The 15,365-nt window shown below is 72.3% G+C and carries 12 protein-coding genes; 8 read left to right on the top strand and 4 right to left on the bottom strand.

All coding sequences use genetic code 11. The features are described from left to right. The first annotated feature begins 3 nt into the window (after positions 1–3). The 5 genes from STRBO_RS0112880 to STRBO_RS0112860 all read left to right on the top strand — a co-directional run bounded on the left by STRBO_RS0112880 (position 4) and on the right by STRBO_RS0112860 (position 7,005). Positions 4–1,836: an NADH-ubiquinone oxidoreductase-F iron-sulfur binding region domain-containing protein gene (locus tag STRBO_RS0112880; protein ID WP_005482499.1), complete on the top strand. Its 1,833-nt coding sequence runs from the start codon at positions 4–6 to the stop codon at positions 1,834–1,836. Beyond that, a complete protein-coding gene (locus tag STRBO_RS0112875) occupies positions 1,833–2,693 on the top strand; it encodes a 2Fe-2S iron-sulfur cluster-binding protein (RefSeq protein ID WP_005482498.1) in 861 nt (286 codons plus the stop codon). Before STRBO_RS0112880 ends, STRBO_RS0112875 begins: the two co-directional genes overlap by 4 nt. Before the next feature lie 8 nt (positions 2,694–2,701). Next, positions 2,702–3,565 (top strand): formate dehydrogenase accessory sulfurtransferase FdhD, encoded by an 864-nt coding sequence (gene fdhD / locus STRBO_RS0112870; RefSeq protein ID WP_005482497.1) that lies wholly within the window; start codon positions 2,702–2,704, stop codon positions 3,563–3,565. A 286-nt stretch (positions 3,566–3,851) separates the two neighbouring features. Continuing rightward, positions 3,852–5,759 (top strand): sialidase family protein, encoded by a 1,908-nt coding sequence (locus STRBO_RS0112865; protein WP_005482496.1) that lies wholly within the window; start codon positions 3,852–3,854, stop codon positions 5,757–5,759. Positions 5,760–5,769: 10 nt separating this feature from the next. Then, positions 5,770–7,005: a glycoside hydrolase family 183 protein gene (locus STRBO_RS0112860; RefSeq protein ID WP_020114282.1), complete on the top strand. Its 1,236-nt coding sequence runs from the start codon at positions 5,770–5,772 to the stop codon at positions 7,003–7,005. Here the strand turns inward: STRBO_RS0112860 and STRBO_RS0112855 are convergent. Further along, complete coding sequence (locus tag STRBO_RS0112855; RefSeq protein WP_005482493.1) at positions 6,944–8,041, bottom strand: bile acid:sodium symporter family protein; 1,098 nt, start codon at positions 8,039–8,041, stop codon at positions 6,944–6,946. The two genes, STRBO_RS0112860 and STRBO_RS0112855, sit on opposite strands and share 62 nt — an antisense overlap. Before the next feature lie 85 nt (positions 8,042–8,126). On the opposite strand from STRBO_RS0112855, the gene STRBO_RS0112850 reads away from it, so the two are divergent. Together STRBO_RS0112850 and STRBO_RS0112845 are read left to right on the top strand one after the other, a co-directional pair. Continuing rightward, positions 8,127–9,002, top strand: coding sequence for a LysR substrate-binding domain-containing protein (locus tag STRBO_RS0112850; RefSeq protein WP_028796625.1), 876 nt, complete (start codon positions 8,127–8,129; stop codon positions 9,000–9,002). A gap of 660 nt (positions 9,003–9,662) precedes the next feature. After that, entirely contained in the window at positions 9,663–11,489 is a 1,827-nt protein-coding gene (locus STRBO_RS0112845; protein ID WP_005482490.1) for an AMP-dependent synthetase/ligase, read from the top strand. A gap of 28 nt (positions 11,490–11,517) precedes the next feature. Here STRBO_RS0112845 and STRBO_RS0112840 read toward each other — a convergent pair whose 3' ends face one another. Further along, on the bottom strand, positions 11,518–12,300 hold the full coding sequence (locus STRBO_RS0112840; protein ID WP_005482488.1) for a hypothetical protein: 783 nt from the start codon (positions 12,298–12,300) through the stop codon (positions 11,518–11,520). Between the two features lie 231 nt (positions 12,301–12,531). On the opposite strand from STRBO_RS0112840, the gene STRBO_RS0112835 reads away from it, so the two are divergent. Then, on the top strand, positions 12,532–13,368 hold the full coding sequence (locus STRBO_RS0112835; protein WP_005482486.1) for an aldo/keto reductase: 837 nt from the start codon (positions 12,532–12,534) through the stop codon (positions 13,366–13,368). Between the two features lie 133 nt (positions 13,369–13,501). Here STRBO_RS0112835 and STRBO_RS0112830 read toward each other — a convergent pair whose 3' ends face one another. Together STRBO_RS0112830 and STRBO_RS0112825 are read right to left on the bottom strand one after the other, a co-directional pair. Further along, entirely contained in the window at positions 13,502–14,203 is a 702-nt protein-coding gene (locus STRBO_RS0112830; RefSeq protein ID WP_005482484.1) for an SDR family oxidoreductase, read from the bottom strand. Positions 14,204–14,320: 117 nt separating this feature from the next. Next, positions 14,321–15,226 carry a class I SAM-dependent methyltransferase gene (locus STRBO_RS0112825; RefSeq protein ID WP_005482483.1) on the bottom strand — a complete coding sequence of 302 codons (906 nt, stop codon included), beginning with the start codon at positions 15,224–15,226 and terminating at the stop codon, positions 14,321–14,323. Positions 15,227–15,365 lie beyond the last annotated feature (139 nt).

Here is a 15,365-nt window from a genome sequence, read left to right as displayed (position 1 = left end):
CAAGTGGACCTGCACTTCGGTGGCAGCAAGCCCACCGACGAGGAGAGGGCGGCCGTCGACGCGTTGCTCGGCCCGCCGGAATCCTCCTGGCAGGGCGCGGCCCGCGACGCGACGAGGGCCGAGGATCTGCGGTGGGCGCGGGGCGGCCGGGAGGCCCGGGACCGCCGTGACCTGCTGTTGCCGGGGCTGCACGCCCTCAACGACCGGATCGGCTGGATCAGTGAGGGTGCGCTGGACTATCTCTGCCGTCGGCTGACCGTGCCGCCGGCGGAGGCCTACGGCGTGGCCACCTTCTACGCGATGTTCTCGGTCGAGCCGCGCCCGGCCACCGTGCTGCACGTCTGCACGGACCTGGCGTGCGCGGCGGCCGGGGCGGCCGAGCTGTGCGCCGGGGTCGAGGCCCGTCTCGGCCCCGGCAGCGGGGTGAGCGTGCAGCGCGGCCCGTGTCTGGGGCTGTGCGAGCGGGCGCCGGCGGCGCTCGCGATCAAGGCGGGGGATCCGGTGCGCACGGCGGTCGCGGCGCCCGCGACCGCCGAGGCGGCCGTCCTCGCGGCGAGCGCGCCCGACTCGGCGGAAGAGGAGCCGCCGGCCGTCATGGCGGTGCCCCAGGCCCAGGACCCTTCCCTGACCCTGTTGAGCCGCGTCGGCGTCGTCGATCCGACCTCCCTCGACGACTATCGCGCCCACGGCGGCTACACGGCCCTGCGGCGGGCCTTCGAGCTGGGCCCCGCCGGGGTCATCCGCGAGGTGACCGACTCGGGCCTGGTCGGGCGCGGCGGCGCCGCCTTCCCCACCGGCCGCAAATGGCAGGCCACGGCGTCGCAGCCCGACCGTCCGCACTACCTCGTCTGCAACGCGGACGAGTCCGAGCCGGGCACCTTCAAGGACCGCGTGCTCATGGAGGGCGACCCGTTCTCCCTGGTCGAGGCGATGACCATCGCCGGGTACGCGACCGGCGCGCACCGGGGCCACCTGTATCTGCGGGGTGAGTACCCGCGGGCCCTGCGCCGCTTGGAGAACGCCCTCGCCCAGGCGCGCGCCCGGGGTCTGCTCGGCGACGACGTCCTCGGCCAGGGCTACACCTTCGACATCGAGATCCGCCGGGGCGCGGGCGCCTACATCTGCGGCGAGGAGACGGCCCTGTTCAACTCCATCGAGGGCTACCGGGGCGAGCCCCGCTCGAAGCCGCCGTTCCCGGTGGAGAAGGGCCTGTTCGGCAAGCCGACCGTGGAGAACAACGTCGAGACCCTGGTGAACGTCCTGCCGATCCTGACCATGGGCGCCCCGGCGTACGCGGCGATCGGCACCGGCGGCTCCACCGGACCGAAGCTGTTCTGCGTATCGGGCAGCGTGGACCGGCCCGGCGTCTACGAGCTGCCCTTCGGTGCGACCCTCGGCGACCTGCTCGCCCTCGCCGGGGTGCGGGAGCGGCTGCGGGCCGTGCTCCTCGGCGGCGCGGCCGGTGGTTTCGTACGGCCCGACGAGCTGGACATCCCGCTCACCTTCGAGGGGACGCGGGAGGCGGGCACCACGCTCGGCTCGGGGGTCGTGATGGCCTTCGACGACACCGTGCCGCTGCCCCGGCTGCTGCTGCGGATCGCGGAGTTCTTCCGCGACGAGTCCTGCGGGCAGTGCGTGCCGTGCCGGGTCGGGACCGTACGGCAGGAGGAGGCGCTGCACCGGATCGCCGGGCGGACCGGCGCGGCGGCGGCCGGTGACATCGCGCTGCTCAGGGAGGTCGGCCGCGCGATGCGGGACGCCTCTATCTGCGGTCTCGGGCAGACCGCGTGGAACGCCGTGGAATCCGCCATCGACCGCTTGGGGGCGTACGAATGACCGTGATCCCGCTGGGAGTGCCGCGTCGTCTGCTGGAGTTCACCCTCGACGGTGAGCCGGTGCGGGCGCCCGAGGGCTCGACGATCCTGGACGCCTGCCGGGCCGCCGGCAAGGACGTGCCCACCCTCTGCGAGGGCGACACGCTCAGGCCGAAGAACGCCTGCCGGGTCTGTGTCGTCGAGGTCGAGGGGGCCAGGACCCTCGTCCCGGCCTGCTCCCGCAGGGCCGAGCCCGGTATGCGGGTGCGGACGGACACCGAGCGGGCGCGGCACAGCCGCAAGGTCGTCCTGGAACTCCTCGCGTCGTCGGTCGACCTCTCGACGACGCCGAAGGCCGCGGGGTGGATCAAGGAGTACGAGGCGAAACCGGACCGCTTCGGCCCGGACGCGGCCCGGCTGGACGAGGAACCGAGGGTCGACAACGAGCTGTACGTCCGGGACTACGACAAGTGCATCCTGTGTTACAAGTGCGTGGACGCCTGCGGGGAGCAGTGGCAGAACTCGTTCGCGATCTCGGTCGTCGGGCGCGGCTTCGACGCGCGGATCGCCGTGGAGCACGACGCCCCGCTGACCGATTCGGCCTGCGTGTACTGCGGGAACTGCGTCGAGGTGTGCCCGACGGGCGCGCTCTCCTTCAAATCGGAGTTCGACATGCGGGCGGCGGGCACCTGGGACGAGTCGGCGCAGACGGAGACGACCACGGTCTGCGCGTACTGCGGAGTGGGCTGCAACCTCACCCTCCACGTGCAGGACAATGAGATCGTGAAGGTCACCTCGCCGCACGACAACCCGGTGACCCACGGCAACCTCTGCATCAAGGGCCGCTTCGGCTATCAGCACGTACAGAACCGGGACTGAGACACGACATGGGACGAGTCACGGAACGACGCAAGGTGATCCGCATCCGGGACGGCGCGGTCTCCACCCGCCCGGACACGCTCGTCGCGGAGGAGCCGATGGAGATCCGGCTGAACGGCAAGCCGCTCGCGATCACCATGCGCACCCCGGGGGACGACTTCGCGCTGGCGGCGGGGTTCCTGGTCAGCGAGGGGGTGCTCGCCGAGCGGTCGGACCTGCAGAACATCGTGTACTGCGCGGGCGCGACGGCGGACGGGGCGAACACGTACAACGTGGTGGACGTGAGGACCGCGCCGGGTGTGGTGATCCCGGACATCACCCTCGAACGCAATGTCTATACGACCTCGTCCTGCGGGCTCTGCGGCAAGGCGTCGCTGGACGCCGTCCGTACGACCGCCCGCTGGGCCGTCGACGACACCCACGGCGGTGAGGCTCCCCCGGTCCGGCTCGACCCCGAACTCCTCGCGAGCCTCCCCGACCGGCTCCGCGCGGCGCAGCGGGTCTTCGACCGGACCGGGGGTCTGCACGCGGCGGCCCTGTTCGGCGAGGACGGTGAACTGCTCGACGTACGGGAGGACGTGGGCCGGCACAACGCCGTCGACAAGCTGGTCGGCCGCGCCCTGCAGAACGGCGGCCTGCCCCTGTCCCGGGCGGTGCTGCTGGTGTCGGGGCGGGCCTCGTTCGAACTGGCGCAGAAGGCGGTGATGGCGGGGATACCGGTGCTGGCCGCGGTGTCGGCGCCGTCGTCCCTCGCGGTGGATCTGGCGGCGGAGGCCGGGCTGACGCTGGTGGGGTTCCTGCGGGGGTCCTCCATGAACGTGTACGCGGGCGAGCACCGGATCGCTCTGCGGGCCGCGGCCGACCGGGGCTGACGGGGCCCGCCTCCACGACGGCGGGGCCCCTGGTGGCGGGGAGCGCCCCCTGCGCCCCGGGGGCCCCGCCTTTCGCTCCGCATTGGGCCCTGAGAAACAGGGGGCCACGCCCATCGCTTTCAGCCACGCCGACGTATCCGAACCCCCGCCCCTCCCGCGAAAACACGCCCGACCACCCGCACGGTTCTTGTGAGCCCCAGAACCCCCAAGTACCGTCGTGGGCCGCACGTCGGACGTAGGACGTCCGATGTCCCATCCTCCAGACGGATGAAGGGCTGGCCGCATCGTGCCGTCGAGTCTTCACGCACGTCTCAGATCCCTCACCTCTCCCCTCACCGCGGTGCTCACCACCACCGCCCTCCTCGCCCTCCCCCACCCCGCCGGGGCCGCGCCCCGACAGGCCCCCACCACCGCCGAGTTCGAGCAGCAGGTCCTCTTCAAGGCCTCGCAGGACCCCGGCTACGCCTGCTTCCGGATCCCGGCGATCGTCAGGACCACCGCGGGCACCCTCCTCGCCTTCGCCGAGGGACGCGTACTGAACTGCGGGGACGCCGCCGACATAGACCTCGTGGTCAAGCGGTCCACGGACGGCGGCCGCACCTGGGGTCCGCTGCGGGTGGTCAACGCGGGCGGGGGCGACACCCACGGCAACCCCGCGCCGGTCGTGGACCGCGAGACCGGCCGCGTCGTGCTGGCGGAGACGTACAACACGGGCCGCCTGGACAGCGCGAGCTGCGAGGTCCCCTGCGACCGGGCCCCGCACCTGCAGTACAGCGACGACGACGGACTCACCTGGTCCGAGCCGCGCGGCCTCGGCGACCAGATCCGCCCGGCCGGCTGGAACTCCTGGTACGCCACCGGCCCCGTGCACGGGGTCCAGCTCACCCGGGGCCGGCACGCGGGGCGGCTGGTCCTCGGGGTCAACGCCGAGAGCTGGGCGGACGGCCGGGTCAGCGCCAACCACGCGGCGCTGGTGACCAGCGACGACGGCGGGGAGAACTGGAAGGTCGGCGCCACCGACTCGTGGCCGATCGCGGACGACGGCACGTTCCGCCAGAAGCCGTCGGAGCTGACGCTCGCCGAACGCGCGGACGGCTCGCTGCTCGTCAGCGGGCGCGAGCAGGACGGCACCGACCTGGGCCATCGCGCCCAGACGGTCAGCCGGGACGGCGGCACCACGTTCGCCGCGCCCTTCCGGGCCCTCCCTGACCTGTACACACCCCAGGTACAGGGGTCCGTGCTGCGCCTGGGCGGCCGGATGCTGCTGGCCGCCCCCGCCGACCCCGACCGCCGCCGGACGATGGCCGTCCGGTCCTCCTACGACGGCGGCCGCACCTGGGAGAGCGTGGACCGGGGCACGGTCGTCACCACGGACTGGTCCGGCTACTCGGACCTGGTCCGGATCGGTGGCGGGACCCGTGGCAACGATGTCGTGGGGCTGCTGTACGAGGGCGGCGCCCTCGACGCCCGGGACGAGATCCGCTTCGCCCGGTTCACCGAGGACTGGCTGAAGCCGCGCCGGGGCCCCGACCCGAGGACGCCCGACCGGGCCCCGGGCGGCCGTCCGGCGGCCGTCCTCGGTGGTGCCCGGCCGACGGTGGGGACGGCCGGCGGCGCGATCGAGTTCGACGGGGTCGACGACGCCGTCCGCCTGCCCTACCGGCCCCGGCTCCCGCTCGGCACCAAGGACTTCACCGCCTCGCTCCGGTTCCGGTACACCGCGACCGCCGGGGAGCAGCCGATGCTGTGGATGGGCGGGGTCGGGACGACCCAGCCGCAGGTGTGGGTGCGCGGGGAGCCCGCGGCCGGGCGGCTGACCGGCCTGATCACCGTGCGGGACGGCGCCTCGCCGCCCCGGACGGCGTCGGTGCGGTCCACGGGCGCGTACAACGACGGGCAGTGGCATCAGCTGGTGCTGCGGCGCGACGGGGGCGGGCAGCTCACCCTCTTCGTCGACGGCACCCCGTTCGCCACCGCCGACGTCCCCGGCTCGGTCAGCCGCAACGCGCCGTTCGGCGTGCACATCGGGCAACGGGTCGACAGCCGGGCCCACTTCACCGGCGCGATCGACGAAGTACGGCTGTACGACCGGGCGTTGAGCGACGTGGAGGTGGCCGGGCTCGCCACGCGGGACGCGACGACCCGGGGCGAGATCCTGCGTCTGCCCATGGACCGGGTGGACGCGGGCAACTAACGTCCCTCCCGTGCCCGATGACGCAGGAGCACGACAGCGGACGGGGGCCGGACCGGTCCTGATCCTGGCCCTGGTCCTGGCCCTCGCGGCCGTGCTGCTCACCGCCCTCCCGGACGACGACCGGGAGGGCGGCGGCGCCTGCACGGCGCGTACGGTCCGGGACTGGGACCCGGACCCGGCCCTGACCGGCGAGTTCACCCGGTACGGCGACGACGCGACCCGTACCGACGACTGGACCGGCGGCGACGGGACCCACTCGGTGCGGCTCCCGGACGGACGGCTGCTGTGGCTGTTCTCGGACACGTATCTGGGCCAGGTGCACCCCCCGCCCAACCCGGCGGGCGAGTCCGTGGCATGGCGGGACATCGCGACGCCGCTGGTGCGCAACTCGGCCGTGGTGATGTCCCCTTCGGGGCGCCTCGAAGCCACGCTCCCGGCCCCCGTCTTCCCGGACCCGGCCCCGCAGCACTGGCGCTGGCCGGTGGCCGCCCGGGTCGAGCCGCGCTCCCCCGGCTCGGACGAGAAGGTCGTACGGGTGCTGCTGTGGACGCGTACGGCCGGCAGAGCGCCGTGGATCTACGGGGTGCCCACCTCGACGGAGGTGGCCACGCTGTCGCTGCCCGGTCTGCGGCTGGAGGGGATCACGACGGTGCTGGACCAGGCGTCGGTCGCCGATCCGGCCCGGCGGGTGCTGTTCGGGACGACGGCCGTCGACGCGGGTGACTGGACCTACGTCTACGGCGGCACCGACGCGCAGGCCGCCTCCCGGCCGACCTCGCACGCGTACGTCGCCCGGGTGCCGCGCGGCAGGCTCGGGGAGCCGGGGGCGTGGGAGTACTGGGACGGCGCGCGCTGGGAGGTGCGGGGGCGGCGGGCGCCCGTGCTCGGGAACGGGGCGGACAAGGGGGTGGGCAGCGCCTTCACCGTCGTACGGGACGGGCGTACCTATGTGCTGCTCACCATGGCGGCCGGGACGGCGGGGCTGACGACCGTGACCGCGTACTGGGCCTGCTCCCCCACCGGGCCGTGGCACGGGCCCACCAAGGGGTTCCGTCCCCCGTTGCCGAACAGCGGGGTCGCGGCGTACAACCCCCAGGCGCACCGGACGGCGGACGACGGGCGCCTGGTGCTCAGCTACGACGTCAACTGGCTGGACGCCGACGCGGCGGCGGCGCAGCTGAACATCACGCGGAACGTGTCCCTGTACCGACCGCGGTTCGTATCGCTTCGTCTCGCTCCTCCGTGACGGCCGGCTCCACCGGGTCGTGCGCGCGGCGCTTGGCGATGACCGCGCAGACCATGAGCTGCATCTGGTGGAACAGCATCAGTGGCAGGACGGCGAGGGAGGCCTCGGGGCCGAACAGGACGCTCGCCATGGGCAGTCCGGAGGCGAGGGACTTCTTGGAGCCGGCGAACTGGATGGCGATCCGGTCCGCCCGGTCGAAGCGCAGCGCCTTGCCGCCGTACCAGGTGAGCAGGAGCATCACCGCGAGCAGGACGGCCTCCACGAGGAGGAGTCCGGCCAGCCGCAGCGGGCTGACCTGGCTCCAGATCCCGCGCACCATGCCCTCGCTGAACGCGACGTAGACGACGAGGAGGATGGAGCCCCGGTCGACGAGGCCGAGGATCCGCTTGTGGCGGGTGACGAAGGCGCCGATCCAGCGGCGGGCGAGCTGCCCGGCGACGAACGGGACCAGCAGCTGGAGCACGATCTTCAGCAGCGAGTCGGCGGAGAACCCACCGGCGCTGCCGCCGAGCAGGGCCGCCGCGAGCAGCGGGGTGAGGACGATGCCGGCGAGGGAGGAGAAGGAGCCCGCGCAGATCGCGGCGGGCACGTTGCCCCGGGCCATCGAGGTGAAGGCGATCGAGGACTGGATGGTCGACGGGACGAGGGTGAGGAAGAGGAGCCCGGTGTAGAGGGAGTGACTCAGGAGCACCGGTTCCAGGCCCCGGGCCGCCAGGCCCAGCAGCGGAAAGACGACGAACGTGCAGGCCAGGACGGTGCCGTGCAGCCGCCAGTGCTTGAGGCCGTCGAGCGCCTCACGGGTGGAGAGCCGGGCGCCGTAGAGGAAGAAGAGGAAGGCGATCGCGACGGTGGACGCGCCCGACGCCACCTCGGCGGTCGTTCCCCGGGCCGGGAGGAGCGCCGCGACGCCCACGGTCGCGAGCAGCAGCAGGATGTAGGGGTCGATCGGCAGCCGGCTCGGCCACTTCAGGCGTTTCACGGTGCTCCACGTGCTGTCGGCGAGGGTGGTGTCCGGGACCGGAAGGCCCCTCTCCATCGTCCTCCTCGACCCCTTGATCGGGAATCCGTCATACCGTTCTGACTGTCATCACGTTTTGCGATGACCGAGTAGGGTGGCGCTCGTGTACGAGCCCTCCCATCTGCGCACCTTCCTCGCCGTGGCCCAGACGCTGAGCTTCACGCAGGCCGCCCGGCGGCTGGGGCTGCGTCAGTCCACGGTCAGCCAGCATGTCCGCCGTCTGGAGGACGCGGCCGGGCGGCAGCTGTTCTCCAGGGACACCCACTCCGTGGAGCTGACGGAGGACGGCGAGGCGATGCTCGGGTTCGCCCGGCGGCTGCTGGAGGTGCACGAGCAGGCGACGGCGTTCTTCACCGGGACCCGGTTGCGCGGGCGGCTGCGGTTCGGCGCGTCCGAGGACTTCGTGCTCACCCGGCTCCCGGAGATCCTGGAGGCCTTCCGGCACGACCATCCCGAGGTGGATCTGGAGCTGACGGTCGAGCTGTCGGGCACGCTGCACGAGCGGCTCGCGGCCGGCCGGCTCGACCTGGTGCTGGCGAAGCGGCGCCCGCAGGACCCGCGCGGCGAACCCGTGTGGACGGACCGGCTCGTCTGGATCGGCGCGGAGCGGCTCCGAGTCGACCCCGACCGTCCGGTCCCACTGATCGCCTACCCGCCGCCGGGCATCACGCGCGCCCTGGCGCTGGAGGCGCTGGAGCGCGAGGGCCGTTCCTGGCGCATCGCCTGCACCAGCGGAAGCCTCAACGGGCTCATCGCCGCCGCCCGCGCGGGCCTCGGCGTGATGGCGCACTCCCGCCGCCTGGTGCCTCCCGGCCTGGTCCGGGTCCCGGAGCGGGCCGGACTGCCGGAGCTGGGCGAGGTCGACTTCGTCCTCGTCCACGGCCGCCGCCCCGGCACGGCGGCCGGCGCGGCGGACGCCCTCGCGGCAGCCATCCTCTCCGGCGGAAACCGTCTGCACGGACGAGCACGGGAGATCTGACCGGGGGCGGGACGGAACGCCGACCTGGACCCGACGGCCCCTCGGTCCGAGGCAAGCAGCCCCCTCGCGACAAAGGCCGGACGCGGCACAGGCCCGACGCACCCCCTTCCGACAGCCCTCCTCCCCGCCGAGACCGGCTGTACGGCCGAGCGCGAGGCAGGCGACCGTCGACCGGGCGGAAACCCGGCCGACGGCCCGGCGGCAAGCGGTCCCCGCACGGAGGAGGCCGGCGAGACCGCAGGCACGACGGACACCCCTCCCGGCACCCTCGACCGCGACGACGACCGGCCACACGGCCGAGCACGAGGGGCTTGGCGGCGGGCCCGGCGGCAGTCGGCACGCCGCGCTCCCGCCCCCGCCCTCGCGCCGGGCTCGGTGCGGCCCGCCCGTCCCGCAGAGGTGAGGGATGTTCACGTCCGACCAGGGCGGACGGTGTTCGTCAGGACGCTCACCGTGACCGGGGCGTGCGGGTTCAGTGGAGATTGACCTCACGGGACTTACCGCGAGGTCCGGCACTATGCCGGATACCTCCGCTTCTGCGGTCGTTTTTCGGCACCGACTCGCGTCATGCATCCCTATGCGCCCCCTCCACAACCCTCCCGTCCGTTCTCGCGGTGAGGTAGCTTTCACGCGCTGTTCGGAGCGCCACGAGGAGCGGGTTTGCGCGAGTTCACCAACCCCCCGTTGGCGTCGGCGCCGCCGGTGGGCGGTCTGGCCGACGTCGTCTTCGAGCACGCCCAGGAGGACCCGTCGTACATCGCGCTCGGCCGCAAGGACGAGCGGGGCGAGTGGCGCGACATGACCTCCGCCGAGTTCCGCGACGAGGTCCTCGCGCTGGCGAAGGGGCTGCTGGCGCAGGGCGTCCGGTTCGGCGACCGGGTCGCCATCATGTGCCGTACCCGCTACGAGTGGACCTTGTTCGACTACGCGCTGTGGACGGTCGGCGCCCAGGTCGTCCCCGTCTACCCGACCTCCTCCGCCGAGCAGGTCTTCTGGATGCTGTACGACTCCCAGTGCACGGCGGCCATGGTCGAACACGAGGACCACGCGATGACCATCGCCACGGTCATCGACCGGCTGCCGCAGCTGCGCCGGCTCTGGCAGCTGGACGTCGGCGCGGTCCAGGAGCTGTACGAGTCGGGGGCGCATCTCGACGACGAGGTGGTGCACCGGCACCGCCTCGCCGTGACCCCGGAGTCGATCGCGACGATCATCTACACCTCCGGCACGACGGGCCGCCCCAAGGGCTGTGTCATCTCGCACGCCAACTTCATGGTGGAGGCGGACACGGTCATCGAGCGCTGGGCTCCGCTGTTCAAGTCCCGCAAGGGCGACGCGGCGGCGACCCTGCTGTTCCTGCCGCTCGCCCATGTCTTCGGGCGGATGGTGCAGGTCGCGGGCATCCGCGGAAAGGTCAAGTTCGGCCATCAGCCGCAGCTCAACGCCGCCGTCCTGCTGCCCGACCTCGCCGCCTTCCAGCCGACCTTCTTCCTCGCGGTGCCGTACATCTTCGAGAAGGTCTTCAACGCGAGCCGGCGCAAGGCGGAGCGCGAGGGAAGGGCCGGGCCGTTCGAGAAGGCCGTCGAGGTGGCCGTGAAGTACGCGGACGCGATGGAGGCGAGGGCCTGGGGCACCGGGCCCGGCCCGTCGGCGGGCCTGCGGATGCAGCACCAGTTCTTCGACAAGGTCGTCTACGCCAGGATCCGGGAGGCGATGGGCGGCCGCATCAAGTACGCGATGTCCGGCGGCTCGGCGATGGACCGACGGCTCGGGCTGTTCTTCGCGGGCGCCGGCGTCCACATCTTCGAGGGGTACGGCCTGACGGAGTGTACGGCGGCCGCGACCGCCAACCCGCCGGAGCGCACCCGGTACGGCACGGTCGGCCAGCCCATCCCGGGCACGAGCGTGCACATCGCGGACGACAACGAGATCTGGCTGCGCGGACCCCATGTCTTCCAGGGCTATCTGAACAACCCGAAAGCCACCGACGAGACCCTGCACGACGGCTGGCTCGCCACCGGCGACCTGGGCTCCCTCGACGAGGACGGCTATCTCACCATCACCGGGCGCAAGAAGGAGATCCTGGTGACGTCGGGGGGCAAGAGCGTCTCGCCGGCGATCCTGGAGGAGCGGGTGCGCGACCATCCGCTGGTCGCCCAGTGCATCGTCGTCGGCAACGACCGCCCGTACATCGCCGCCCTGGTCACCCTGGACGGCGAGGCGGTCGAGCACTGGCTGCAGATGCGCGGCAAGCCGAAGCTGATCCCGGCCGAGCTGGTGCGCGACCCGGAACTGGAGACCGAGGTGCGGCGGGCGGTGGTCGCCGCCAACACCCTGGTCTCGCAGGCCGAGTCGATCCGCACGTTCCGTATCCTCGCCCACCAGTTCACCGAGGAGCACGGGCTGCTGACGCCGTCGCTGAAGCTGAAGCGCAAGGCGATCGAGAAGACGTACGCGAAGGAGGTGGAGGCGCTGTACCGGGCATGAGGCCCGCCGGCCCCTCTCCCCTTCCTGGTCAGACCAGTTGGTAGCCCTTCATGTTCCGCAGCAGCAGGTGACAGTTCTGCAGGGAGCCCGAGGTGTCGCCGAGGGAGCGGTAGATGCCCCACTTGGGGCGCAGGCGGTCGGCGAGGAAGGTGTCGACGCCCGAGCGGGAGACGTCGATGAGGGTGGTCGAGCCCTTCTTGAGGATCCAGCGCACCGAACCGGCCGCACCGTTGCCGACCTTGACCTGGAAGTCGACGTCGACCCAGGCGTCGTGCAGGGGCGCCAGATCGGTGCGGCCGACGAGGACGTCGTCGATCGGCAGCTTCAGCTCGATGGTCTGGGCGCCGTTGACCCGGCGCAGGGACTGCACCACGAGGGGCGAGGTGCCGGCGCCGGGCTGCTTCATCTGCATGATGTGCGTGAAGCTGGTGGTCGCCTTCAGCGAACTGGGGATGTACATCCCGTAGGTGACGCGCCAGGTCTGCCCCTCGGTCCAGCGCAGGAAGCCGCTGCCGGTGCGCAGGCCGGTGACCTCGTGGCGCTGGCGGTCGGTGGAGGTGTCCCGGTCGACGGTGTGCATGTCGAACCGCCAAGTGTCGCCGACGGCACGGATGTGCGGCGAGGCGGAGGTGTGCGAGTCGGCGCGGTCGTCCTCCAGGGTTTCGAAGGCGCGCAGCCCGTCGGCGCTCGCCGAGGGGGACCACTTCACCTGCCAGGAGGCGGCGTGCGCGGCGGGGGCGGGCAGCCCGACGGCGGTCGCGGCGGCGCCGCCGAGCGCGGCGCCGAGGACGTTCCTTCGCGTGGGGGTCATGAGCCATCCATTCACGTATGTGGCCGTCATTCACCAACGTGCGTTACGGCAGGGACAGAGTCCACTCATGACCGTGGTCGGTCAATGGTCCAGACCGATACTCTTGAACCGCCGGATCCATTTCCGGCCAATCTGCGATCGGGAGCGCGAGCGGCCCGCCCAGGAATGCATCGCGCTCCGTGATCGTTGACGATGGGAAGTACCACCCGACGACTTAAGGATCGAGAGCTCGTGAGCAGCAAGGTCCCCCCGATCATCCTGAACAACGGCGTCGAGATGCCCCAGCTGGGCTTCGGCGTGTGGCAGGTGCCGGACGACGAGGCCGAGCAGGCGGTCACCACCGCACTGGAGGCCGGCTACCGCAGCATCGACACCGCCGCCATCTACGGCAACGAAGAGGGCACCGGCAAGGCCATCGCCGCGGCCGGCGTGCCCCGCGAGGATCTCTTCGTCACCACCAAGCTCTGGAACAGCGACCAGGGCTACGACTCAACCCTCCGCGCCTTCGACGACTCCCTGGCCAAGCTCGGCCTGGAGTACGTGGACCTGTATCTGATCCACTGGCCGATGCCGGCCCGGGACACGTTCGTCGACACCTTCAAGGCGTTCGAGAAGCTCTACGCGGACGGCCGCGCGAAGGCCATCGGTGTCTCCAACTTCCTTCCGGAGCACCTGGAGACGCTGATCGAGGCCACGAGCGTCATTCCGGCGGTCAACCAGATCGAGCTGCACCCACACCTCCAGCAGATCGCCTCCCGCGAGTACCACGCGGAGCAGGGCATCGCCACCGAGGCCTGGTCGCCCCTCGGCCAGGGCAAGGGGCTCCTTGAGGTCCCGGCGGTCATCGCCATCGCCCAGAAGCACGGCCGCACCCCCGCCCAGGTGGTCCTGCGCTGGCACCTCCAGCTGGGCAACGTGGTCATCCCCAAGTCCGTGACCCCCTCCCGTATCAAGGAGAACATCGAGGTCTTCGACTTCTCCCTGGACACCGAGGACATCGCGGCGATCAGTGCGCTGAACGAGGACCGGCGCATCGGCCCCGACCCGGCGACGTTCAACCAGGCCTGAGCCGAGGCCCCGGCTCGGCGCCCGCTCGCCGGGCGCGCGAGACGACGGACCGCCCGCCGGATCTCGTCCGGCGGGCGGTCCCACGTGTCGGCGCCGCGTCCGGACGCACCCTCGCCCGGACGTGGCGCGGTTCTCAGACCGGCTGGCCGATCGGGCGTACGACCACCGTGTTGACGTCGACGCCGGGCGGCTGCCGGATCGCCCAGACCACGGAGTCGGCGATCTGGTCAGCGGTGAGGAGATGGCCGGGCGGCAGGCTGCCGTAGGCGTCCCAGAACGGGGTCTCCACTCGGCCGGGCGCGATCAGCGTCACACCGACGCCCCACTCGGTGACCTGCCGCCTGGTGTTCTCGGCGAGCCCGGTCACCGCCCACTTGGTCGCCCCGTAGATGTTGCCGGGACCGTGGATGAACCCGGCGACGCTGCCGACCAGCATGATCCGCCCCCGCGTCTCCCTGAGGGCGTCGATGGAGGCCCGAATGAGCAGGGCGGGGCCCAGCACGTTGGTGAGCACCATGTCCGTCCACCCGGCGGGGTCACCCTCGGCGACCGTGTCGTGCGTGCCGAACCCGGCGTTGGCGAGGACGGTGTCGATCCGCCCGAACTCCTTCAGCGTGGCATCCACCGCCGCCTGGACGTCCGCGTACTCGGCGGCGTTCCCCGGTATGGTCAACAGCCCCTCGGGGGCGCCGAGTTCGGCGGCGAACGCCCGCAGCCGCTCGGCCTTGCGCCCGGTGACGGCCACCCGGTGGCCGTGGTCGAGCAGTTGGCGGGCGACCGCGGCGCCGATACCGCTGCCGCCGCCGGTGATGAGCGCGACCGGTGCTTCGGACATGACTGTTCCCCCTTAGTGTCGCGTCGGCGGACTGGACCCCGGCCGACGGATGGAGTCCACCACTTGAAGCGCTCTCGAAGTCAAGTGCCGCCCTGCCGGGGCACGCCGGGGACGACGTCAGCGCCGGGCCACGTGCACCGTCTGGGCCGCGAGGACGAACAGGTCCGCGCGGTGGTGCAGGCTCGCCCTGTCGTCGGGGTCGAGGAGCCGGTCGACGGTCGCGAGGTCGGTGGCGTCGAGGAGGTCCGCGAGCATTCCCCGGCCGCGTTGGAACGAGGCCACGGCGTAGGCGCGGGCGGCCTGCGGGACGGGCGCCGGGAGGTCCAGCAGGAAGGTGCGGGACGTCACCTCGCGCAGGCCGACGGCGGTGAGCAGCCCCGGCCAGTCCTCGGTCTCCGGGACGCTGCCGGGCAGCGTGGCCCGCATCTCGCCGAACCACCGGTCCTCCGCCGCGTCGAGCCGGGACTGCAGTCCGGGGCGGCCGATGCCGAGGTCACGCGGCAGGAACCGACTGGGCAGCCCACCCTCGACGAGGGCCAACGTGCCGCCGGGCGCCAGGCGTTCGGCGAAGGCGGCGAGGCCCGCGCGCTGGTCGCCGAGGTGGTGCAGACTGCGGCTGGCCCACAGCAGGTCGGCCGGGTAGTCCAAGTCGTCGAGGCCGTCGGGCAGTTGTGCTTCCAGGGTGTCGAACCGGTCGGCGAGGCCCAGGCGCCCGGCGCGGGCGCGGGCCCGCTGCAGCAGCGGTCCGGAGCCGTCCAGGGCGACGACCCGGGCGCCGGGGAACACATCGGCCAGCAGACAGCTCACGACCCCCGGTCCGCTGCCGACGTCGACGACCAGTTGCGGCTCCGGCTGCCACGTGGCGACCCACGCGGCGGCCTGCCGGTTCAGCGGCTCGAACAGCTCGGCCTGTTCCTCCAGATGCCCGGCCTGCTCGCCCCAGTCGATGTCGCTGTGGTCGTGATTGCCGTGGGCGCCGTGGGGGGTGCGGTGCCCCTGGTGGCCGTGGTGGCGCTGTCCCATGACGGTGAGCCTCTCTGCCGGGTGCCGCCAGCTTGCTCCGAGGCACCGGAGAACAGCCACTTCCCTTGCCGTATCGGCAAATCCGCTGTGCCGATACGGGTCGACAGGTCCGGCAGACCGACGACGCCGTGCCGGTGCG

Source organism: Streptomyces bottropensis ATCC 25435 (genome assembly GCF_000383595.1).
Taxonomy (GTDB): domain Bacteria; phylum Actinomycetota; class Actinomycetes; order Streptomycetales; family Streptomycetaceae; genus Streptomyces; species Streptomyces bottropensis.
The sequence above is the reverse complement of the archived record's forward strand: the minus strand, read 5'-3'. Positions and strand labels throughout refer to the sequence as shown.